We start from the raw sequence: 20,987 nt of genomic DNA, 5'->3' as shown, positions 1-20,987 counted from the left end.
GTGGTTACGTGCTCAGTTGAGCGGGAGAGTCAGGTGGCTGAACGAGTAGCCGGGGGCCCGGACGGTGAGGGTGTTTTGGGCGAGCGTCGCGGCGCTCCCGAATTCGACATGCTCGGGCGTGCCGAGGGAGGGGGCGGCGAGGGTTTTCCAGCGGACCGTTTCGGCGTCCCCGCTCCGGAGACGGCCTTCGAGGCCGTTCAGGCGAATCTCGTGGGTCTGGCCGACGCCGCTCTCGTTGGCGACGCTGACGAGCAGCGAGTCGGGCCGCTGCGAGACGACCACGGCGTGGTCGGCGTGGAGAATCTGCCCGGTCGCGTGGCGGTGCATGACGGCCATGACCTTTCCGTCGAGCGGCAGGACGTAGCGGTGGCCCTCGGGGTTGTCCGCCATGTAGTAAATCCGCGCAAACCAGGTGCCGTGGCCGTAGCCGTTGCGGATGAGGTCGTGAAACACGATGTGGTTGAAGCGGGTGATGAGTTCGGGCCAGACGGCGGCCTCACCGAGCGCACGGCCCATGGAGTGTTCGAGCGGGATGCCGGTGATGCCTCGTTTGCCGCCTTGGGTGATGTTGTATTCGGTGAGGGAGAGGCGGGTGTTCACGAGGCCGGCCTCGGCGAGGCGCCGCCGCCAACTGTTGTGCATTTGGCGGAGATTGCCCCACGCGGCGATGGTGGCCTTGTAGAGGTTTTCGCCGGTGTCGCGCGGACCGCCGCCGCCGCCGGTGAGATACATGTGGGTGGAGGCCTCGGCCATGTCACCCATGCCGTTTTTGACGAGTTCGGCAAAAACGGCGTCGGCCCAGGAGTGGTCGCGCCAGGTGTCACCGTCGGCGCAGAAGGCGAAGCGTGCGTCGGGCGTGACCGCGCGAATGGCATCGTAAAAGGAGCGGCATTGGCGGACGTAGGTGGCGGGCCTGAATTTACTGCGGTCCTCGTTGCCGAATTCCCAGAGGACGTCGATGCCGAGCGCCCTGGCCTTGAGCGCCAGCCGGGCGGCGTGGGCGGTGGCCGCGCTCATAAAGGAGGCGTCCACGTCCTTCATCTCCGGCGCGATGTCGATGGCGTCGGCGCCGCCATCCAGTGACTGCGCGATCTGCTCGGCGGAGAGGGAGGAGTCCTTCACCCGCCGGTCGAAGGGCGCGAGCTTGTAGGCGCGGTCGGTCGCGGCATCATACCAGGTGCCGATGTTCAACTGGTAGATGGCGGTGACGCCGAGTTCCTTGCAGATGCCGAGAAAGTAGTCGTCGTTGGACCAGCGGTATTCCGCCGCCCTCGGGCCCCTGGCGAAGTAGGGGGCTTTGTCCATCTTGGCGAAGGCGGCGATGGATTTGGGCGAGATGTCGCTATACCAGTAAACCCAACTGCCGCCGGGGAAGCGCAGCGAGGAGGGGTTGAGCGAGCGCAGGGTCGAGACGAGCTCGGCGCGGCGGGCGGGGTCAGTCATGCCGTCGGAGTAGCCGCGCTCGAAGTAGGCGATCTGGTAGCCGTTGGCGTTGGGATTGGCCGCCCTGACCGCACCCGGTACCAGATCAACTCCCACCCTCTTCAGGTTGGACACCTTGGGTGTTAGCGGCGCATCGGAAGATGCCCGGGCCGAGACAATATCGAAATGGCCCGAGATGCCCGCAGTCAGGGACAGCTTGTTGACGCTGTTGAGATTTTTGACGGGGACATTTCCCGCGAGCGTCTGGCCATTGACCAACAGCCGAAAGCTTTCGGGGGTCGTCTTGACGAACTGGACACGCACCGTCGCATCCGAAGAAATCGGCGCCTTGATGTAGCGCTTCCAGTCGTTCCAGCGGCCGTCATCCCCGGAGGTCCACGCATATTCCTTCGACGGGCGAATCAGGATGGCCACATAGGCATGGCTGGCCAGATCCTCAACCCGCAGCATAATCCGGCCGTCCCAATCCGGGGATGGTTGGATGACCACTTCCAGATCGGTCGGATAAGGGGGCACGTTGAAGAGCCGCTCCACACCCACGTTGGTCTTCTTTTCATTGCCCGATATACGCAGGCGCCCGTCCACCACCTCGGATCGGTCGCGAGGGCGCACGGCCAGTCCGCCCTGGTCCCGGTTGTCGAAGTTCTTTGCCTCCCACGTGGGATCGTCCGGGGATTTCTGAGCGATTGAAAACGGAGCAGGAAAAATCAGCAACCAACAGCAAAAGAAAAAAAGATGACGGATGGAATGGTTCATTCGTTTATATATCATGAAATAGGGGTCGATCATGGTGGGGCAGTCCTGAAGGTGCGGCACCTCCGATTGCGGAACAGTCGCACGGAGAACCATGATCACCTGAACGCATAGGGTTGCCTATAGTCTGCCGGCATCAATTTGACATGGCCGTCGACAAACAGGTAGTTCCGTCTCAGATCATGATTGCTTGGCTCTTGATCCCACATGAGAGGGGCTTGTGAAAGCGGGACCGGATTAAGAGCCCCTTCCCAAGCGGGGGTGCCGCTCAGCATGGGGTCGGTGATCTGCTGCCCGCGATATTGAAACTGAAAATCATAACTGCTCCCATGATACGGTGCCGCGAAACCTCTGGTGAGAGATATATTGTCCCGCGGGCACTTCCAGAGTTCTATGGGATTGGGATTCGTATTGCCCCACCGGTAGCGTGTCGCATCGTTTCCGACAATATACGGATTAAGCAGCGGCACCAGCTTGCGAATGTTATCATAGAAACTTGGCGTTCCAGTGAAATCCGGGATTCTATTCTTGTTGTCATTTGCATAGAGAGCAAAAGCCGTCCCCAGGCTGCGGAGATTGGTAATGCACTTGGCCTGAGCCGCCGATTTGCGCGCCATGCCTGCCACCGGAATGATTATGGCCGCCAGAATGCCGATGATGACTATCACGGTGAGTAACTCGATCAGGGTAAAACCTCGAAAAGCGTCGGCACCGGCTGACGATGTGGCACGTGGAGAAGGCGGGAGGAGTGATGGGGATATTTTCATCGGGTCATGAAGTTGGCAAAGATTGGAGCCGTTCGATACTTTCCAAAAGAGCAATTGCGTGGTATCTGGAAGATACCATGAAAACCGCGGCAACCTCCCGTGTCATCCCCCCTTCACCCCGTCGTCCCTGGCAATCGCTGTCATCGCAGATCGCTGAGCATTTGCGCGAACGGCTGCGGGATGGGGAGTGGAAGGGGCAACTGCCCGGCGAGCGCGTGCTGGCGGAGCAGCTCGGGGTGAGCCGGCGGACGGTGCGGGCCGCCCTGGAGGAACTGTCGCAGGACGGCTGGCTGGCGGAACGCAGCCGGCAGGGCACGCAACTGCGCAAAAAACGCAGGCGCGGTGCCGGCGCTGGCGAAAGCCCGCGGTCGGTGGGACTGTTGCTGCCGGTGGAAATGGACGAGCTGCGCCACCGCACCATCCTCTGGATCGACGACGTGCGGCGCATCCTCTACGGACGGCAGGTCGGGATGCATGTTTACCAGAAAGGATTCGCAACGAGCGTGGCGACGATGGCGTTTTTCCGGAAACTTACAACGACGGTGCGGCACGATTGCTGGGTATTGCCGTATTCGAGCCCCGCCATGCAGCAGTGGTGCGTCGTCAACCGGGTGCCGGCGGTCATCGTCGGCACACTACACGAAAAAGGGAGTCTGCCCAATGTGGATCTCAACTACCGCGCGGCCTGTCAGCATGCGGCGACCCAGTTGCTGAGAATCGGACATCGTCAGGTCGTCATTGTGCTCGACCGGCAGGAGCGGGGCGGCGATGTCGAGAGCCGGCTCGGTTTCTTCGAAGGCGTGGAAAAGGCGGGAAATACGGGAAAGGCGAGAGTAACGGGTGGTGATGACGCGGCGGTCGCCAGCGTGGCGTACCACGACGGAACGGTGGCCGATCTGTGTCGGCTGGCGGATCGTTTGCTGGCCCGGAAACCGCGTCCGACAGCGTGGCTGATCGCGTCGCCGGCGTGTTTTCTGACGGTGATCATGCATCTGCTGCACCGGGGCGTGCGGGTGCCGGAGGAGGTGTCGCTGGTTTGTCGTGACGCCGACCCCTGGCTGGCCAGCGGAGTCCCGGAGCCCACGCGCTACGTGTTCGACATCCGCTCGCTTGCCCGGCAGGTGGCGCGTCTGGCGCAGAAGGTTGCCAGCGGTCATGCGGTCGTGGAGTCGGTGGAGATCATCCCCGACCTGGCGCCGGGGAAGACGCTGGCGCCTCCGGCAGGTGCGGAAGCCACCGGTTGAGCCCGGTCGCGAGCGCGCCGGGCATGGCGCGTGTATTAGCACGGCTCCGGCGGCCTGCCTGGTTTACTGATACCTGGCGGACGACTCGCGCAGGCGCTTGCTTGCCGGAGCGGCGGGGTTTCGTTGGCGCCAACGTTATGGACGATCTCACCGCCGCCCGCGCCACGATGGCGTTTTCACTGGGCTTTCACATCATCTTCGCCGCGATCGGCATGACGATGCCGCTGTTCATGTCGGCGGCGCACTACCGGTTTCTCAAAACGAAAGATGCCGCGTGGCTCGAACTCACCCGGATGTGGATGAAGGGCGTGGCCATCCTCTTCGCCGTCGGCGCGGTGTCGGGCACGGTGCTTTCCTTCGAACTCGGGTTGCTCTGGCCCGGTTTCATGCAACATGCCGGGCCGATCATCGGCATGCCGTTTTCATGGGAAGGGACGGCGTTTTTCCTGGAGGCGGTTGCGATCGGGTTGTTTCTCTACGGCTGGAAACGGATGAAACCGTGGGTCCACTGGGCAACCGGGCTGGCAGTCGGGATCACCGGGTTTGCTTCGGGGATTTTTGTCGTGGCCGCCAATGGCTGGATGAATTCCCCGGCGGGCTTCGACTGGATCGACGGCGCGGCACACAACATCGACCCGGTGAAAGCCATGTTCAACCGGGCGTGGCTGCACCAGAGCCTGCACATGCAACTCGCCGCGCTCCAGGCGGTGGGTTTCGGCGTGGGCGGCATCCATGCATTTCTCTGGCTGCGAAGCAAGGCGCGCGGGAGCGCAGGCGAAGGGGTGTGCGGCGTCCACATGAAGGCGCTGAAAATCGCCATGACCTTTGGCGCCGTCGCTTCCATCGCGCAGCCGTTCGCAGGGCATTTTGCGGGGCAGCGTGTGGCGCAGCTCCAGCCGGCCAAGCTCGCCGCCATGGAGGGGCATTTCGAGACCGGCCGCCGTGCGCCGCTCTATATCGGAGGTATTCCTGATGTGGATACGCAGACGATGAAATGGGGGATTCCGTTGCCGGGCTTGCTGAGTTTTGTAGCTCACGACGACTTTGACGCGGAGGTCACCGGGCTGGACCAGTTCCCGCGCGAGGACTGGCCGCCGGTGGTGATCACGCATGTCGCCTTCCAGGTGATGGTCGGCATCGGCACGGCGATGGCGGCACTCGGGGTGTTGTTTTTTATATTTCTGAAAAGGCGGCGGTTTCCCGGCTGGTACCTGAAAGTGCTCGTGCTGTTCGCGCCGCTCGGAATGGTGGCGATCGAGGCGGGATGGATTGTCACCGAGGTGGGCCGGCAGCCGTGGATCGTTTACGGAATCCTGCGGACCAAGGATGCCGTCACGCCGGTGCCGGGCATGGTTTATCATTTTTATCTTTTCCTCGGACTCTACCTCGCGCTCGCGGCGGCGACGGTGTGGCTGTTCAAACGCCAGATCCAGGCCGTGCAGAGGAAATTCGAGGCGCCGGCGGCAAGCGCGGGAGGGAGGCGCTGACCATGATCGACATTCTCATCTTTTTCATCGGCGCTTCGCTGCTGTTGTACGTGCTCCTCGGCGGATCGGATTACGGGGCGGGGATTCTGGAACTCCTGCCCGCCGGACGGCTGCGCGAGGAGCAGAAGCACGTGATCAACGAGGCGATGGGGCCCGTATGGGAAGCCAATCATATCTGGCTGATTCTCGTCGTGGTGATTTTGTTCAACGGCTTCCCGACGATTTTCACGACGCTGATGGTCGCGTTACATATCCCGATGCTGGCGCTGCTGGTGGGGATCGTGGTGCGGGGCACGGCGTTTACGTTTCGCCATTACGATGCGGTGCAGGAGCCGAAGTCGCAGCGGGTGTATACGCTGCTGTTTGGCATATCGAGCCTGTGGACGGCGTTCTGGCTCGGCATCATCGCGGCGAGCCTCAACCGCGGTATCATCAATCCGGATGCGGACGAAATTTTTGAGGCTTACATCGCGCCTTGGTGGGGAGCGTATCCGCTAGCGGTCGGGTTTTTCGTGGCGTGCATCTTTGCATTTCTGGCCAACGTTTACCTGATCGACGAAACGGAAAACGCGAAGTTGAAGCGGCGGTTTGTCCGGCATGCGGCGGTGTTCAACTGTCTGGTGATCGTGGCGGGCGGGCTGGTGTTTGCGGCGTCGTCGGCGTTCGAGCGCGAGAGCCTGACGGCGGCGTTCCTGGCGCGACCGGTGCTGATGGCGGTCATGGCGCTGGCGACCTTGCTGTTCGTTGTCCTGTGGGTTTCGATACGCAGGCATCACGTGGTGCTGACGCGCCTCGTGGCGGGCGGTCAGGTGACGCTGATCCTGCTCGGCTGGTGGCTGCTCTACGCGCCCAACGCACTGATCACGGCGGAGCGTCCGCTGGGTTTTTACGCAGAGGCGGCGCCGCACGCGACGCTGGTGCAACTGGTGATCGCGTTGCTCGTCGGCAGCCTGTTCATTTTCCCGAGCCTGTTTTTCCTGCTGCGGGTTTTCAAGGTGAAGCGGGACGGGGCGGAAGAAGGGAACCACTGATGGATTTCGCCAACGGCCGAAATCTCGAGAGTGAAGCTGCGACTGATCGTCGCAGCCGGGAACTGCAGGCGTCCGCCAGAGCATTTTTTTTAAAATTGCAGCCGTACAGGATACTGAAAACAGAACCACGGATTGCACGGATTTTCACGGATAAGAAGGAAGCGGCAAGGCATGGTTTGAATCCGTGATAATCGGTGAAATCCGTGGTTAAAAAACGACTACAGCTTTATCTGAACCGCTCTGATCGCGGACCGATTTTCTGAAAAAGTAAAATGGCCTGCGATCAGCAGGCCCCGGCAGTGTGTCCCGAAGGCGATCAGCCGGAGGGGACTTTGAAGACTTCGCCTGTTGGCGAAGTCTGTTAGCGGTTCCAGAAACAACGATTACTCCTGCGGGATCTTCACCACGACGCGGCCGCGGATCTGGCCGTCGAGGAGACGGGCGGCGGCGGGGATGGCTTCGGCAAGCGGGACTTCGCTGGCGAGCAGCGCGAGTTTTTCCGGAGCGATTTCACGGGCGAGTTGTGCCCAGGCGGTTTCCTGTTCGGAGCGGGGCGTGCGCACGGCGTCGATGCCGAGCAGCGAAACATGCCGCAGGATGAAGGGCGCGACCGTTGACGGAAAATCGAGCCCTTGCGCCATGCCGCAGGCGGTGACCACGCCGCGATAACGGGCGCCGGCGCAGACGTTGGCCAGCGTGTGGCTGCCGACGGTGTCCACCGCGGCGGCCCAGCGTTCCTTTTGCAGGGGTTTGCCGGGAGCGGCGAGGACGGCGCGGTCGATGACCTCGGCGGCGCCGAGGGATTGCAGGTAGGCGGTTTCGGCGAGGCGTCCGGTCGAGGCGATCACACGGAAACCGCGCGCCGCGAGCAGCAGGACGGCAAATCCCCCGACCCCGCCGGAGGCGCCGGTGACGAGCACGTCGCCGGCGGCGGGTGTCACGCCGGCGCGTTCGAGCGCGTTGACGCAGAGCATCGCGGTGTAACCCGCCGTGCCGATGGCCATGCAGGAGGCCGGCGTCAGCGGAGCGGGGATCCGGAGGAGAAGGCTGGCGGGGACGCGCGCCTTTTGCGCAAGCCCGCCCCAGCGCGTCTCGCCGACGCCCTGGCCGTTGAGAAACACGGCGTCGCCGGGCGCGAAGGCGGGCGCGGTGCTGGTCTCGACCGTGCCGGCGAGATCGACGCCGGGCACCATCGGGAAGGTGCGGACAACGGGCGCGCGGTTATGGATGGCGAGCGCGTCCTTGTAGTTGAGGGTCGAGTACGCGACACGCACGGTGACTTCGCCCGGAGGGAGGTCGGCCTCGTCGAGGCGGGTCAGGCGGGCGGTCGTGCCGGTGTCGGTTTTTTCAATGAGAATGCCGGAAAAGGACATGCGGGAGAGCCTGGCCGGCATGTCAGGCCGTGTAAACAAAACCGGGAGGAGGCGGGGGCGGAGACGGTTGCGTCACAAAAAAACGCGCCGGAAAAAATCCGGCGCGTTGGCGGGAAGGAAGGTTGCGGGAACCGGGGAAACTCAGGCCGTGGCCTTGGTGTACTTTTCCTCGGCCGCATCCCAGTCGACGACGTTCCAGTAGGCGGCGATGTAGTCGGGACGGCGGTTCTGGTAGTTCAGGTAGTAGGCGTGCTCCCAGACATCGAGGCCGATGACGGGTTTGCCTTCGAGGCCGGCCACGGCCTTGCCCATCACGGGGCTGTCCTGGTTGGCGGTGGAGCCGACGGCGAGTTTCTTGTCGGGCGTGACGACAAGCCAGGCCCAGCCGGAGCCGAAGCGGGTGGCGGCGGCCTTGGCAAATTCTTCCTTGAACTTGTCGAAGCTGCCGAAGGTGGACTCGATGGCCGCGGCGAGCTTGCCCTTGGGGGCGCCGCCCTTGCCGGGGCCGATGCTTTTCCAGAAGAAGCTGTGGTTGGCGTGGCCGCCGCCGTTGTTGCGGACGGCAGTGCGGATGGACTCGGGAACCTTCGAAAGGTCGGAGATCAGTTCGCAAACGCAGTCGGGACCGGTGATGCTGGCCGAGGCGAGAGCGTTGTTGAGGTTGGTGATGTACGTCTGGTGATGCTTCGTGTGGTGGATCTCCATCGTTTTGGCATCGATGTGGGGAACGAGCGCATCATAAGCGTAGGCAAGTTTGGGAAGTTCGTAGGCCATGTGTAGTTAACGGGTTTTATTTTCTTTATGAAGGAAGAGAGGATTCAACGTGTTCCGGTTCCGGCGGGCGTCAACTGTCCTGCTCATGTTCTTCGCCATCTCCGGGCGCGGGACCGGTGAGCGGAAGAGCGCCGCGTTTTTGTCGGAAAAAGGCCTGGAGAAGCTCGCGGCACTCGGTTTCGAGGACGCCGCCGGCGGTGATGGCGAGGTGGTGGTTGACGCGGGGCAGGGCGTTGAGATCGGTGGCGCCGCCGAGACAGCCCATTTTGGGGTCGGGGACGGCGTAGCAGACGCGCCGGAGGCGCGACATGAGGGTGGCCCCGGAGCACATGGGGCAGGGCTCCTTGGTGACGTAGAGGGTGCAGTCTTCGAGGCGCCAGTCGCCGAGGGAGGCGGCGGCCTGGGTCAGGGCGAGCATTTCGGCGTGGGCGGTGGGATCGGCGGCGGACTCGACGCGGTTGTGGGCGGCGGCGATGACCTCGCCGTTGCGCTCGATGATGCAACCGATCGGCACTTCATCCTTGCGCCAGGCGTCGATGGCCTGATTCCAGGCGAGCGACATGAAAAAAACATCGTCCCGCGCGAGTTGCGAGGGGAAGCGTTTGTCGAAAGGACAGTCCTGGCGGGCGGGTTTGACCATGTGCGGCGGCGGGCGGGAGGAGGTGGCGGAGAGCGATGTTCGGGTCGATATCCGAGTAAGTTCTTGACCGGAGGCGTGAAGGTATGGCTTACATGTACCTTTTCCAGCTTAACTGCGCATGATCGAAACTCTTATTCGCGGCCATATGGCCAACCTGTATGTCTGACGGCAAATCGATTGAAGTTGAAGGCAAGATCGTGGCTGTCCTCCCCGGCACGATGTTCAAGGTGGAACTGGCCAACGGCCACGTGGTCCTGGCCCATATTTCGGGCAAGCTGCGCAAGAACTTCATCAAGATCGCCGCGGGCGACAGTGTGAAGATGGAAATGAGCCCCTACGACCTGGAGAAGGCGCGCATCACCTACCGCATGCGCGACACGCCGCCTCCCGGCTATCGCCAGCAGCAGGGGCCGCGCCGCCGGCGCTGAGGCCTGGCCGGGAAAGGAGCGACGGCGCATGACGGGCGACCCGGTCGATCCCCCCCTCCCCCCGGTCCCGGACGGATTGCCCGAAACCCTGGCGGAGCCGATCACGGATTTCGGCAACGCGCTCACGCTCGAGCGCGGGCGTTCGGACCGGACGCTGGAGGCTTACGAAAGCGACTTGCTACAGTGCGCGGCGTTTCTGCTGCGCAAAAAAAACGTGCGCGACTGGCGCGCGGCGACGGGCGCGGATGCGATGGACTGGCTGTATTCGCTCGACGGGTACGACTACAGCGTGGCGAGCCTGGCGCGGAAGCTGTCGGCGCTGCGGATGTTTGCCCGGCATCTCGTGCGCGAGCGGGTGCGGCCGGACGATTTTACGGAGTTGTTGCAGGGGCCGAAGCTGGTGCGGCGCGTGCCGGGCACGCTCAATGCGGAGGAGGTGTCGCGCCTGCTCGCCGCGCCGGCGGGCGGGTCGCCCCACGCGCTGCGCGATCGGGCGATCCTGGAGCTGTTTTATTCGAGCGGGCTGCGCGTCTCGGAGCTTTCGGGGCTGACCTTGCAGCAGATCGACCTGGAAAACGGTTTTCTGCGCGTTTTCGGCAAGGGAGCGAAGGAGCGTGTGGTGCCGGTGGGAGGCAAGGCGCGCGATGCGGTGGCGGTTTACCTGGAATCGGGGCGTCCGCATTTCGTGAAGGCGAAGACGGGCAGCCCGCTTTTTCTCAGCGAACGCGGCACGGCGATCTCGCGCAAGATGCTCTGGGTGCTGGTCAAGAAATACACGAAGGCGGCGGGCATCACCAGGCCGGTGAAGCCGCACCTGCTGCGGCATTCATTCGCGACACACCTGTTGAGCGGCGGAGCGGATCTGCGGGCCATCCAGGAAATGCTCGGCCATGCCAATATCGCGACGACGCAGATCTACACGGCGGTGGAAGAGCGGCGGCTGGTGGACCAGCACGCGAAATTTCATCCGCGAAACCAGGGAGGGCAGGGGACGCCGGAGAAGCCGGCTTGAGGGGGGAGGGGCGTCCGGAGAAATCCGGAAAAAATGAAACGGGCCGGTTGTAACTGTTGAGTGACGACAGCGTGTGATGGAGCGGCGGCATTCTTGCCGCTGCTGACGACGCAACGCGTCGCCGGTTCGAGACAGTGACGGTGGAGGCACCGGGCGAGGCGCTGACGCGCCTCGTCGCAGCGGCAGGAATGCCGCCGCTCCGTCGCTAAACGGACACGGGCCGGTCATCGGCCCGTGTCACCGGCGGGTCAGAGTTCGTAGGCGGCGAGCTTTTTGTCGACGCGGACTTTTTCCAGCTTCGCGAAGGAGGGGAGGCCGTTTTCGTAGGGAACCGGCGTCTCGCCCTGGATGAGCGGAGTGGCGTAGCGGACAAACTGGTGGTTCATGCTCACGCCGTCTTCGTTGATCCACTCGCGGGGGAGTTTTTTGACGCCGTTGGCGATGTCGCTCAGGGGGGCGAGCGCGGTTTCGCAGGTATAGTGGTCGGTGTCGCCACGGACGAGGGTGACCATGACGTCGGTCTCGCCATTGACGGCGGCCTCGACGGCCTTGGTGCCGGCGAGGTAGGCCTCGTCGGCGTCGGCCTTCGAGCCGGCATGGGCGGCGGCGCGCTGGGCCATGCCGAGCTTGACGGTGCGGGCCTTGACGCCGGGCAGGTTTTGCTCGACGAGGCTTTGCAGGTAGTCGGCGGCGCCCCCGAGCTGGGAGTGGCCGAAGGCGTCGGTCTTGTCCTCGGCGGAGATATAATTGCCGTCGGCGTCGACAAGGCCTTCGCCGACGACGATGAGACAGTATTTCTCGCGCTTGAGGACGCGCTGCACGTCGGCGACGAACTTCTCCGTGGTGAAAGGCACTTCGGGGAGGTAGATGAGGTGCGGGGCGTCGTGCGGATGATCGCGGCGCTTGGCGAGGGCGGCGCCGGCGGCGATCCAGCCGGCATTGCGGCCCATGACCTCGACGATCTGCACGAGGTCGTGCTGGCCCATGGCCTCGTTGTCGCAGGCGATCTCACGGACGGTCGTGGAGATATACTTGATGACGGAGCCGTAGCCGGGGCAGTGGTCGGTCACCGGCAGGTCGTTGTCGATGGTCTTCGGGATGCCGATGACCCGGAGGTCATAGCCCTGCTGGGCGGCGAGCTTGGAGATCTTGTCGGCGGTGTCCTGGGAGTCGTTGCCGCCCGCGTAGAAGAAGTAGCGGATGTTGTGCGCCTTGAAAACTTCGAGCACGCGATCGAAATCCTGTTGTTTCTTGAGTTTGTAGCGGCAGGTGCCGAGGGCGGCGCCGGGCGTGTAGCGGAGGCCGCGGATGGCCTGCTGCGATTCGGACGCAAGGTCGATCAGGTCTTCGTTGAGGATGCCGAGGACGCCGTTGAGCGTGCCATAGATTTCCTCGATGCATTCGTGGTTGAGCGCTTCGGAGACGACTCCGGCGACGCTGGCATTGATGACGGCGGTGGGGCCCCCTGATTGCCCTACCAGGACATTTCCTGTGAGTTCTTCGGCCATGCTGTTTGGTGTGTTAAGTGGATGCGGATTGGGTGCGGACTGCTGAGAAACGTTAAAGGGCGGAGCGTGTCGTGCGGGCGGAGAGAGTGGCAAACCCAAATTTCAGAAGACGCGGATGAGAGACCACGCAGGCGATGCTGTCGCCCGGGTCACAGTGCGGGCCGGTACGGCCCCCGACGGCGCGGAATGATGTCTTTACCTCACCAATGGCGACAACGTATTCAGTACCATGAAAATCCGCCGCGCCGGTTTCCCCGAAGCGGCCGACACCGAAGAGATGTTCACCGGATTTCCGGGAAAGCTCCGGGCCGGCCGGGTGATTCCGGCGCTCTGGACGGCAGGAACCCTGCGGCTCTTTGGCATTTCCGGCTATGTGCGGAGCCTTCGGCCTTCCTTCAACCCGGCGGCATAGGCTTCGAAGACGAGCCGGATCCGGTCGCGCACGTGGCGGAACTCTGCGAGGATTTCCTCTCCGGTGCCGGTGGCTTGCGCGGGGTCGGGAAAGCGCCAGTGATGGCGGTTCACCTGGCCGGGAAATACCGGGCAGGCTTCGTCGGCGAGGCCGCACACCGTGATGACCGTGGTGATGGTCCGTTCGACAAATTCGCTCATGTGCTTCGGACGATGCGACGACAGGTCGATGCCCGCCTCGCGCATGACCTGGAGGGCCAGCGGATGGACCTGGCCGGCGGGCCTGGAGCCCGCGCTATGGACCTCGACGAGGTCGCCGGCCGCCGCGCGCAGGAAGCCCTCCGCCATCTGGCTGCGGCAGGAGTTGCCCGTGCAGAGAACAAGAATGTCTGGTTTCATATTCACGAAGAGATGATGTTATCGGGGCGAATTGTCGGGGAAATGCTTCCTCAGCCGCAGCGCCACATGGACGAGGCCGACAAGCACCGGGACCTCGATGAGCGGGCCGACCACGGCGGCGAACGCCACGCCCGAACCGATGCCGAACACCGCAATGGCGACCGCAATCGCCAGTTCGAAATTGTTCCCCGCCGAAGTGAAGGCCAGGGTCGTCGCCCGCGAATAATCCGCTCCCAGCCACTTCGACATGGTGAAACTCACGCCGAACATGACGGCAAAATACAGCGTCAGCGGAAGCGCGATGAGCAACACGTCCGCCGGCAGCGAGACGAGGGTGTCGCCCTTGAACGTGAACATCACGACGATCGTGAACAGCAACGCGACCAGCGTGAGCGGCGAGATGCGCGGCAGGAATTTTTTCTCGAACCACTCCGCCCCCTTGAGCGGGATGAGCGCCGCACGGCTCAGGACGCCCGCCGCGAACGGGATGCCGAGATAAATCATCACGCTCCGGAAAATATCCGCCATCGCCACCGGCACCACCACGCCTTCCATGCCGAACCAGGGCGGCAGCACCGTGATGAACAGCCATGCGTAAAAACTGTAAAACAGGATTTGTGCGATGCTGTTGAGCGCGACCAGCGCGGCGGCGTAGTCGTTGTTGCCCCTGGCGAGTTCGTTCCATACCAGCACCATCGCGATGCAGCGTGCGATGCCCACGAGGATGAGCCCGACCATGTAGTCCGGATGGCCGCGCAAAAACACCACCGCCAGCAGAAACATCAGCACGGGGCCGACCAGCCAGTTTTGCACCAGCGAGAGGGCGAGGATGCGGCGGTCGGCAAGGACCCCGGGCAATTGCGAGTAGCGCACCTTGGCCAGCGGCGGATACATCATCAGGACGAGCCCGATGGCGATGGGCAGGTTGGTCGTCCCCGCCGTCATCGGCGCGAAAAACGCCTCCGGGTCAGTGACGACAAAATGCCCGAGCAACACGCCCAGCCCCATCGCCGCGAAAATCCAGACCGTCAGGTAGCGGTCGAGGAAGGACATGCCACGCGAGACGGAAGGATTCATGCGCGGGCAACACCGGCGGATTGCGCGGCCTGTTTGCGGGACAGCCCGCAGCAGGCAATGGTTTCGTCCCCTGTCAGCCGGGCGCGAACCCTGGCCTGCCGCGCGTTGTCGCGGATGACGAGCCTGTCCCCGGCGGCGCAGTCTTGCAGGCAGGCGAGATTCGCTTCGAGTTCGCGCGGGCGCTTCACCGGCAGGCTGTAGATCATCCAGTTGGCCTCGCGTCGCACTTCCACCAGGCCGCGCGTTTTCAGATAATTGAGATGCCGGGAAACCTTCACCTGCGGTTCGCCGAGGATTTCCTGGATGTGGCAGACGCACAACGGACCCGAACACAGCAGATTCAGGATGCGCAACCGGGTCCGGTCGCAGAGGCACTCGTAGATTCTGATCAGCTCCATGCTGCAAACATTCGGATATACGAATATTCGTCAATGCGAATATTGAAAATGCCCCTTTCCGTCCATGAGGACGGCGACCGGGCTTGAGGGAGGTCCGGAGCGGGGTCAAAGAATGGCGACGGGATCGCCCGGCGCGCACGGGCACACTTTCTGCCGCGGATCATCGGGGCGCGGCGGGCGTGGCGCCGATCGGCGGGGCATTGCCTTCTTCCGTTTTCTCCCGCACAACGCGGCGATGAACCGGGTGGACCGTTTGTTGGCCCAGATCCTTTTTTTGCAATCCAGGCGTGTGGTCACGGCCGGCGAGATGGCCGGCCACTTCGGCCTGAGCGTTCGCACGATCTACCGGGACCTGGCGGCGCTGGGAGAGGCGGGCGTCCCGATCGTGGCGGAGGCGGGTGTCGGTTATGCGCTGAGGCGCGGTTATCTGCTCCCGCCGGTCAACTTCACTCCGGGAGAGGCCGACGCCCTCGCGGTCGGCGGGCTGCTGGTCGAGCGCTTTACCGATGATTCCGTCGCCACGCAGATGCGTTCCGCCGTGGCCAAGGTGCGGGCGGTGCTTTCCCGCGGCGACCAGGACCGGTTGTCGCGGCTGGAGCGCGCCCTCGCCACCACGGCCAGCCCGCCGCACCCGGCGCAGGCGTCGCTCGACCTGATCCAGCGGGCGCTGGCGGGCCGGCAGGTCCTGCAGTTTCGCTATCAGGGAGCGGGCCGGCATGAGCCGGAGCCTCGCACGGCCGAGCCGCATGGCCTGATCCATTACCTCGAACGCTGGCACCTGATCGCCTGGTGCCGGCTGCGCCGCGCGTATCGGGATTTCCGGACTGACCGGATGAGCGAGGTGCTGGCCACCCGCGAAAATTTCATTCCGCGGCCGGATTTCGATCTGGCCACGTTCATGCGGGAAACGATGCCCGCGCCGACCCTGAAAGCCCGCGTCACGTTCGCCCCGCTCGCGGCGGACCGGGTGAAGCGCGAATGGTGGCAAGGCATCGTCGACGAGAAACCCGTCGAGGGCGGCACGGTGTTTACGCTGGCCGCGGTGGAATGGGAACGGCTCGCGGGCTGGCTGCTCTCCTTCGGCACCGCGGCCACCGTCCTGGAACCGGCCGCCCTGCGAAAACGGCTCGTGGCCGCAGGCGCCGCGGCGGCGAACCATCACAAAATGAATCCCGGCAAAGCATCCTGACACAGGGTTGTCAGTCGCCGGTGATAGGATGGGGGCATGTCGATACCGCTCTCACTGCCACCGCTCCTCGCTGCGTTCGTTGCAGCCCACAACCGCCACGACAGCGCGGCCCTCGCCGCCTGCTTTGCCGACGATGCGCACGTCCGCGACGAGGGGCATGACTACCGGGGCCGGCCGGCGATCGAGGCATGGTTCGAGGACGTCGGCCGGAAATACCGCCCCGTGCTGGCGGTGAGCGAGGTCTCGACGCTCGACGGCGACACCGTCCTTGCCGGTGACGTTTCCGGCGACTTCGAGGGCAGCCCCGCCCGGCTGCGTTTCCGGTTTACCCTGGGGGGCGACACGATCACCCGCCTCCATATCTCGCCCTGAACGGCAAATCCTCTCCGGCGACCACACGCGAATCCGTATTCCAAATCTTATGACAAAACAGGTTTCCCGATACTCGATCGATCCGCATGAATTTTCCGGGATGCGCATCCTGGTGACGGGTGGAACCAAGGGCGCGGGCGAAGCCATCGTTCGCCGGCTTGCCGCCGCCGGCGCCAGGGTTGCCACGACTGCCCGCTCCGGCCTGCCGGATGGCCAGGAGCCCGCGCTCTTCGTGCAGGCGGATCTCGCCACCGCGGCAGGAACGACGAAGGTGGCCGGGACCGTCATGCGGGAATTCGGCGGCGTGGATATCCTCGTCCATAATGTCGGCGGCTCCGCCACTCCGGGAGGCGGCTTCGCGGCCGTGACGGACGAGCTTTGGCAGCAGGAGCTGGAGCTCAATCTCATGGCGGCGGTCCGTCTGGACCGGGCGCTCCTCCCGCAGATGATCGAGCGCGGTGCGGGCGTGGTCCTTCATATTTCATCCATCCAGCGCCGCCTGCCGCTGCATGAATCGACGACGGCGTACGCGGCGGCGAAAGCCGCGCTCTCCACTTACAGCAAGGTGCTGTCGAAGGAAGTCGGCCCGAAGGGGATCCGGGTGACCGCCATCGCCCCGGGCTGGATCATGACGCCTGCATCCGAGGCCATGGTCGGCAGGCTGGCGGCTCATGCCGGCACGGACGAGGCCACCGCGCGGCAGGGCATCATGAATGCCTTGGGAGGGATCCCGATCGGGCGTCCCGCCTGGCCGGAAGAAATCGCCGAACTGGTGGCATTTCTCGCCTCCGGGCGGGCGGCGTCCATCCATGGCAGCGAATACGTCATCGACGGGGGAACCATACCGACCGTCTAGACGCACCGAGGGTTACCTCACCTCACAAGAAACCTCGGTTTTATCACAGAAGTTTTTATTGAACAGAAGATGAAAAGGAAACGAAGGCCCGCTGGCAGACGGAAGATGATTGGGTGAAAGAGACTTTTTTCCCGAGGGAAAAGGTTCCGGAGGCGGGACGGGTTACGGGTACTGGAGCGCCTTCGTTCCCTTCTTAACTTCTGTTCAAAATTCTGAATCACACGTTTCTTCCCTCATTCCCCGCCCCGCCGGATCCCCGCGCTTCTGTGCGATGGCGTTGGCACCTCAACGCTGCGCCAGTGCAAGCGCGGCGGTTTTGCCCGATTCGAGAATCCGGTCGGAAAGCGCCGGGTCGGTCACCGTCCGGGCCAGTTGCAGGCTGCCGACCAGGAGCGCGAAGATCGCTTGCGCGGTCTCCGGCTTGGGATCCGGCAACAGGGATTCGATGTGGGCGAGCATCCGTTTCAGCTTGCGGGTGTAGATCGCGCGCGTGGGGCGGGCACGACGGCCGATCTCCGCGCCCAGGGCCGCGACCGGACAACCCTTCTCGGGATGCGCCCGATGCTCGGCACGCAGGTAACGGGAAATCAGGCCCTCGATCCCACCCTCTTTCGTTTTCTCGACCGAGCGGCGGAACAATTCGTCCATGCTCGCCCCGATGGCTTCGCCGACCAGTGCTTCCTTCGAGGGGAAATGACTGTAGAACGCGCCATGAGTGAGACCGGCGTCGTTCATCAGCGTCACCACGCCGACGCTGTCCAGACCCTCCTTGCGAAACCGGGCGGCCGCGGCTTCCACCACCCGCCGGTGAGACTTTTCCTTATGATCCTTTTCGTAGCGCATGATTTTTCAGGGTGCCGTTGTTGTATGATGAGGATAATGTAATCCGGTTGACGGGAGCATTTCGAGACGATTCTTCTGATGCGATGAAATATGATGACCATAATGCAATGAGCGGAAAACGCCGCCGCCCCGTGCTGGTGGCGGTCGCGTTGTTGCTTCTCGTCGCAGCGGGGATCGCCGGCATTCGCTGGTGGCGGGAGGGGCGGTTTCACGAGACAACGGACGACGCCTTTGTCGCCGCCGACATCACGCCGGTTTCCTCGCGGGTGCCGGGCACGCTGGCGAGTGTGGCGGCGCGCGACAACCAGCGGGTCCGCACCGGCGACGTGCTCGCGGTGATCGACGACCGCGATTATCGCGCCGCACTCGCCCGGGCGGAGGCCGTCGTGCAGCAGGCGGAAGCGAGGCTGGAAAACCTGGCGGCGGCGGCCGACCTGCAGGCGGCGGTAATCGCGCAGGCGCGCACCCGGATCGCTTTCACCGCGGCGGAAAAGCAGCGCGCCGGGTCGGATGCGATCCGGGCCGGCCGGCTGGTCGCGGGCAACGCCTTGTCGGAGCAGGATTTCGAGGAGCGGAGCGCGACTGCGGCCAAGGCGCGGGCCGATGAGGACATGGCACGGGCGGCCCTGGTGGCGGCGGAGCGGCAACTCGCGGTCATTGCGACGCAGAAGCACGAGGCGCAGGCGACGCTGGCCGGTGCGGAGGCCGATGCCGGGCAGGCGCGGCTCAATCTGGAGTACACCACAATCCGCGCGCCCGTTGACGGGGTGGTCGGGAACCGCCAGGCGCGGGTCGGCGCTTGGGTGGCGGCCGGCACGCGGCTGCTGGCCATCGTGCCGGCTGAGGGACTGTATGTGGAGGCCAACTACAAGGAGAGCCAGATCGCGCGCATGCGGCCGGGCCAGCGTGCGGTGATCGGGGCGGATGTCTGGCGCGCCGCGAAATTCGAAGGACGGGTGGAGAGCCTCAGCCCGGCGACCGGCGCGGAATTTTCCCTGCTGCCGGCGGAAAACGCCACCGGCAATTTCACCAAAATCGTCCAGCGCGTGCCCGTGCGCATCCGGCTGGAGGGGAGCGCCGCGGAGCTGGGCCTGCTGCGGCCGGGGCTTTCGGTCACGGTCAGCGTGGATCAACGGTAGCCGCTCCATGAAAACGGTCGACCTTTCCGCGATGCCCGAGAGCCGGAAGCTGCTGATTTTTGTGCTCATGGCGCTCGGGCAGTTCATGGCGTTGCTCGATATCCAGATTGTCGCCAGTTCCGTGGCCGAGATCTCGGCGGGGCTGGGAGCCGCGCCCGACGAGGCGTCGTGGATCCAGACGGCCTATCTCATGGCGGAGATCGTGATGATCCCGCTTTCGGGCGTGTTGTCGCGGGCGTTTTCCACGCGCTGGCTGTTCACGCTTTCGGCGGCGGGATTCACGCTGACCAGCCTCGGCTGCGGCCTGGCGACGAATATCGGGACGATGATCGTGATGCGGGCGATCCAGGGATTTCTCGGCGGCGCCATGATTCCCACCGTGTTTGCGACCGGCTTTGCCCTGTTTCGCGGGCCGAGGCAGGCGATCATCTCGGCCGTTCTCGGCATGTCCGGCGCCCTGGCGCCGACCATCGGTCCGACGCTGGGGGGATGGATTACGGAGACCTGGTCGTGGCACTGGCTTTTTTTTGTGAACATCGTGCCGGGCATCATCATCACCGGCACCATTCCCTTCCTCGCCCGGGTCGACGAAGCGAACCCGTCGCTGATCCGGAAATTCGACCTCGCCGGGCTCGGCCTGATGGCCGTCTCGCTGGCGTCGCTCGAATACGTGCTGGAAGAAGGCTACCGCTGGGGGTGGTTCGACGATCCGGACATCCGGGCGCTCGCGGTGCTGTGTCTGGTTTCCGGCGGGCTGTTTGTCTGGCGCAGCCTGCGGCACGCGCATCCGGTGGTGGATTTCCGCGCGCTGAGGGATCGCACGTTCGCGATCGCCACGCTCTTTATCTTTATCACCGGCTTCGGTCTTTTCGGCGCGGTGTATGTGCTGCCGTTGTTCCTGGCGCGGATCGCCGGATTCAACGCATTGCAGATTGGCCAGGCGGTGTTCAGCGCCGGGCTGGCGATGGTGCTGGCCGCGCCCTTCGTATCGCGGTTGTCCCGCCGGGCGGACCCGCGATTGCTGATCGCCGCCGGGCTCGGCCTGTTCGCCTTTTCCCTGTGGAAGATGACGCCGCTCACCTCGGCGTGGACCGGGCGGGAGCTGTTCTGGCCGCAATTTTTACGGGGCAGCGCCATGCTGCTGTGCATCGTGCCGGCGACGAGCATGGCGTTGGGTTCGGTGTCGCCGGAGCGGCTGAAGATGGCCAGCGCGCTGTTCAACACCCTGCGCAATCTCGGCGGCGCCGTCGGTATCGCGTGTGTGAATACGTGGCTGAACAGCCGGACGAACCTGCACTGGCTGCGGCTGAACGAGAACCTGCAAACCGGGAGCGCCGGGGTCGGCGACTGGCTGGCGCAGGTCGGCGGCCACCTGCAAATGGCGGCGGCGGACCCGGCGCTGGCCGGGGAGCGCGCGCTCGGGACGCTCGCCCGCCTGGTCCGTCGCGAAGCGGTCACCCTGGCCTTTGCCGACGTGTTGTGGCTGATGGCGTGCCTGTTTGCGTTTGCGCTGTTGCTCGTGCCGCTCATCCGCCGCCCGCCGGCTCCCGCGAAAGCGCCGGGGGGGTGCATTGAGCTCACCTGCGTTTGCCTCGCCGGAAATGCACCTGGCCGCATAACCAGGCGGATTGATTAAAACGGTGTGCACAACCGAGCGGCATCACAGGAAGGGAGAGAAGAAGGGGAACGGAACCAGTGTATCGATCGTTTTGCTCGCTCAGGGAGGGCAGGTGTTTCAAACATTCCGCCGAGCGGTGACCTCGCACGCCAGAGCGTGCTCGCCGGCGCCGATGTGCTCGTGGTCAACACTAACAATGGCTGGTTCGGCGAGGGTGGCGCGGCG

The 20,987-nt window shown here is 64.2% G+C and carries 21 protein-coding genes; 11 read left to right on the top strand and 10 right to left on the bottom strand.

Annotation, left to right across the window (positions count from 1 at the left end):
- Positions 1-12: 12 nt before the first annotated feature.
- Positions 13-2,232 carry a hypothetical protein gene (locus OPIT5_06570; GenBank protein AHF94151.1) on the bottom strand — a complete coding sequence of 740 codons (2,220 nt, stop codon included), beginning with the start codon at positions 2,230-2,232 and terminating at the stop codon, positions 13-15.
- A gap of 62 nt (positions 2,233-2,294) precedes the next feature.
- Positions 2,295-2,864, bottom strand: coding sequence for a hypothetical protein (locus tag OPIT5_06565; protein AHF94150.1), 570 nt, complete (start codon positions 2,862-2,864; stop codon positions 2,295-2,297).
- A 176-nt stretch (positions 2,865-3,040) separates the two neighbouring features.
- Between OPIT5_06565 and OPIT5_06560 the strand changes: the two genes are divergently transcribed.
- The 3 genes from OPIT5_06560 to OPIT5_06550 all read left to right on the top strand — a co-directional run bounded on the left by OPIT5_06560 (position 3,041) and on the right by OPIT5_06550 (position 6,725).
- A complete protein-coding gene (locus OPIT5_06560) occupies positions 3,041-4,207 on the top strand; it encodes a hypothetical protein (protein AHF94149.1) in 1,167 nt (388 codons plus the stop codon).
- Positions 4,208-4,344: 137 nt separating this feature from the next.
- Complete coding sequence (locus OPIT5_06555) at positions 4,345-5,694, top strand: cytochrome BD ubiquinol oxidase subunit I (GenBank protein AHF89932.1); 1,350 nt, start codon at positions 4,345-4,347, stop codon at positions 5,692-5,694.
- 2 nt (positions 5,695-5,696) lie between these two features.
- Complete coding sequence (locus OPIT5_06550) at positions 5,697-6,725, top strand: cytochrome BD ubiquinol oxidase subunit II (GenBank protein AHF89931.1); 1,029 nt, start codon at positions 5,697-5,699, stop codon at positions 6,723-6,725.
- A 383-nt stretch (positions 6,726-7,108) separates the two neighbouring features.
- Here the strand turns inward: OPIT5_06550 and OPIT5_06545 are convergent, their stop codons facing one another.
- The 3 genes from OPIT5_06545 to OPIT5_06535 all read right to left on the bottom strand — a co-directional run bounded on the left by OPIT5_06545 (position 7,109) and on the right by OPIT5_06535 (position 9,512).
- Entirely contained in the window at positions 7,109-8,083 is a 975-nt protein-coding gene (locus OPIT5_06545) for an alcohol dehydrogenase (protein AHF89930.1), read from the bottom strand.
- A 156-nt stretch (positions 8,084-8,239) separates the two neighbouring features.
- Entirely contained in the window at positions 8,240-8,872 is a 633-nt protein-coding gene (locus OPIT5_06540; protein AHF89929.1) for a superoxide dismutase, read from the bottom strand.
- A 70-nt stretch (positions 8,873-8,942) separates the two neighbouring features.
- A complete protein-coding gene (locus OPIT5_06535; protein ID AHF89928.1) occupies positions 8,943-9,512 on the bottom strand; it encodes a dCMP deaminase in 570 nt (189 codons plus the stop codon).
- A gap of 158 nt (positions 9,513-9,670) precedes the next feature.
- Between OPIT5_06535 and OPIT5_06530 the strand changes: the two genes are divergently transcribed.
- Together OPIT5_06530 and OPIT5_06525 are read left to right on the top strand one after the other, a co-directional pair.
- The gene (locus tag OPIT5_06530) at positions 9,671-9,940 is read left to right on the top strand and encodes a translation initiation factor IF-1 (protein AHF89927.1); all 270 of its coding nucleotides are present in this window, start codon (positions 9,671-9,673) and stop codon (positions 9,938-9,940) included.
- Positions 9,941-9,968: 28 nt separating this feature from the next.
- Positions 9,969-10,952 carry a tyrosine recombinase XerD gene (locus tag OPIT5_06525; protein AHF89926.1) on the top strand — a complete coding sequence of 328 codons (984 nt, stop codon included), beginning with the start codon at positions 9,969-9,971 and terminating at the stop codon, positions 10,950-10,952.
- Positions 10,953-11,200: 248 nt separating this feature from the next.
- On the opposite strand, the gene OPIT5_06520 is transcribed toward OPIT5_06525, so the two are convergent.
- Positions 11,201-12,460, bottom strand: coding sequence for a 6-phosphofructokinase (locus tag OPIT5_06520; protein ID AHF89925.1), 1,260 nt, complete (start codon positions 12,458-12,460; stop codon positions 11,201-11,203).
- A 229-nt stretch (positions 12,461-12,689) separates the two neighbouring features.
- On the opposite strand from OPIT5_06520, the gene OPIT5_06515 reads away from it, so the two are divergent.
- Positions 12,690-12,872, top strand: a complete 183-nt coding sequence (locus OPIT5_06515) for a hypothetical protein (protein AHF89924.1) — start codon at positions 12,690-12,692, stop codon at positions 12,870-12,872.
- Here OPIT5_06515 and OPIT5_06510 read toward each other — a convergent pair.
- Genes OPIT5_06510 through OPIT5_06500 form a run of 3 tightly spaced genes read right to left on the bottom strand, consistent with a single transcriptional unit; the run spans position 12,830 to position 14,745 of the window.
- Complete coding sequence (locus OPIT5_06510; GenBank protein ID AHF89923.1) at positions 12,830-13,270, bottom strand: protein tyrosine phosphatase; 441 nt, start codon at positions 13,268-13,270, stop codon at positions 12,830-12,832. The two genes, OPIT5_06515 and OPIT5_06510, sit on opposite strands and share 43 nt — an antisense overlap.
- Before the next feature lie 18 nt (positions 13,271-13,288).
- Positions 13,289-14,347: an arsenic resistance protein ArsB gene (locus OPIT5_06505; protein AHF89922.1), complete on the bottom strand. Its 1,059-nt coding sequence runs from the start codon at positions 14,345-14,347 to the stop codon at positions 13,289-13,291.
- The gene (locus OPIT5_06500; GenBank protein AHF89921.1) at positions 14,344-14,745 is read right to left on the bottom strand and encodes an ArsR family transcriptional regulator; all 402 of its coding nucleotides are present in this window, start codon (positions 14,743-14,745) and stop codon (positions 14,344-14,346) included. The genes OPIT5_06505 and OPIT5_06500 overlap by 4 nt, the downstream gene beginning before the upstream one ends.
- 235 nt (positions 14,746-14,980) lie before the next feature.
- Between OPIT5_06500 and OPIT5_06495 the strand changes: the two genes are divergently transcribed.
- The 3 genes from OPIT5_06495 to OPIT5_06485 are packed head-to-tail and all read left to right on the top strand — an operon-like array spanning position 14,981 to position 17,162.
- A complete protein-coding gene (locus OPIT5_06495; GenBank protein AHF89920.1) occupies positions 14,981-15,934 on the top strand; it encodes a transcriptional regulator in 954 nt (317 codons plus the stop codon).
- A 36-nt stretch (positions 15,935-15,970) separates the two neighbouring features.
- Positions 15,971-16,306 carry a hypothetical protein gene (locus tag OPIT5_06490; protein ID AHF89919.1) on the top strand — a complete coding sequence of 112 codons (336 nt, stop codon included), beginning with the start codon at positions 15,971-15,973 and terminating at the stop codon, positions 16,304-16,306.
- A gap of 49 nt (positions 16,307-16,355) precedes the next feature.
- The gene (locus tag OPIT5_06485; GenBank protein ID AHF89918.1) at positions 16,356-17,162 is read left to right on the top strand and encodes a short-chain dehydrogenase; all 807 of its coding nucleotides are present in this window, start codon (positions 16,356-16,358) and stop codon (positions 17,160-17,162) included.
- Positions 17,163-17,447: 285 nt separating this feature from the next.
- Here the strand turns inward: OPIT5_06485 and OPIT5_06480 are convergent, their stop codons facing one another.
- Positions 17,448-18,005 carry a TetR family transcriptional regulator gene (locus OPIT5_06480; GenBank protein AHF89917.1) on the bottom strand — a complete coding sequence of 186 codons (558 nt, stop codon included), beginning with the start codon at positions 18,003-18,005 and terminating at the stop codon, positions 17,448-17,450.
- 107 nt (positions 18,006-18,112) lie between these two features.
- Here OPIT5_06480 and OPIT5_06475 point away from each other — a divergent pair, with 107 nt between their 5' ends.
- Together OPIT5_06475 and OPIT5_06470 are read left to right on the top strand one after the other, a co-directional pair.
- Positions 18,113-19,144, top strand: coding sequence for a hemolysin D (locus OPIT5_06475; protein AHF89916.1), 1,032 nt, complete (start codon positions 18,113-18,115; stop codon positions 19,142-19,144).
- A 7-nt stretch (positions 19,145-19,151) separates the two neighbouring features.
- Positions 19,152-20,780 (top strand): DSBA oxidoreductase, encoded by a 1,629-nt coding sequence (locus OPIT5_06470; protein ID AHF89915.1) that lies wholly within the window; start codon positions 19,152-19,154, stop codon positions 20,778-20,780.
- Positions 20,781-20,987 lie beyond the last annotated feature (207 nt).

The organism is Opitutaceae bacterium TAV5 (assembly GCA_000242935.3).
GTDB lineage: Bacteria > Verrucomicrobiota > Verrucomicrobiia > Opitutales > Opitutaceae > Geminisphaera.
Note: the sequence above shows the minus strand (reverse complement) of the source record. Positions and strands in the feature narration are given on the sequence as shown.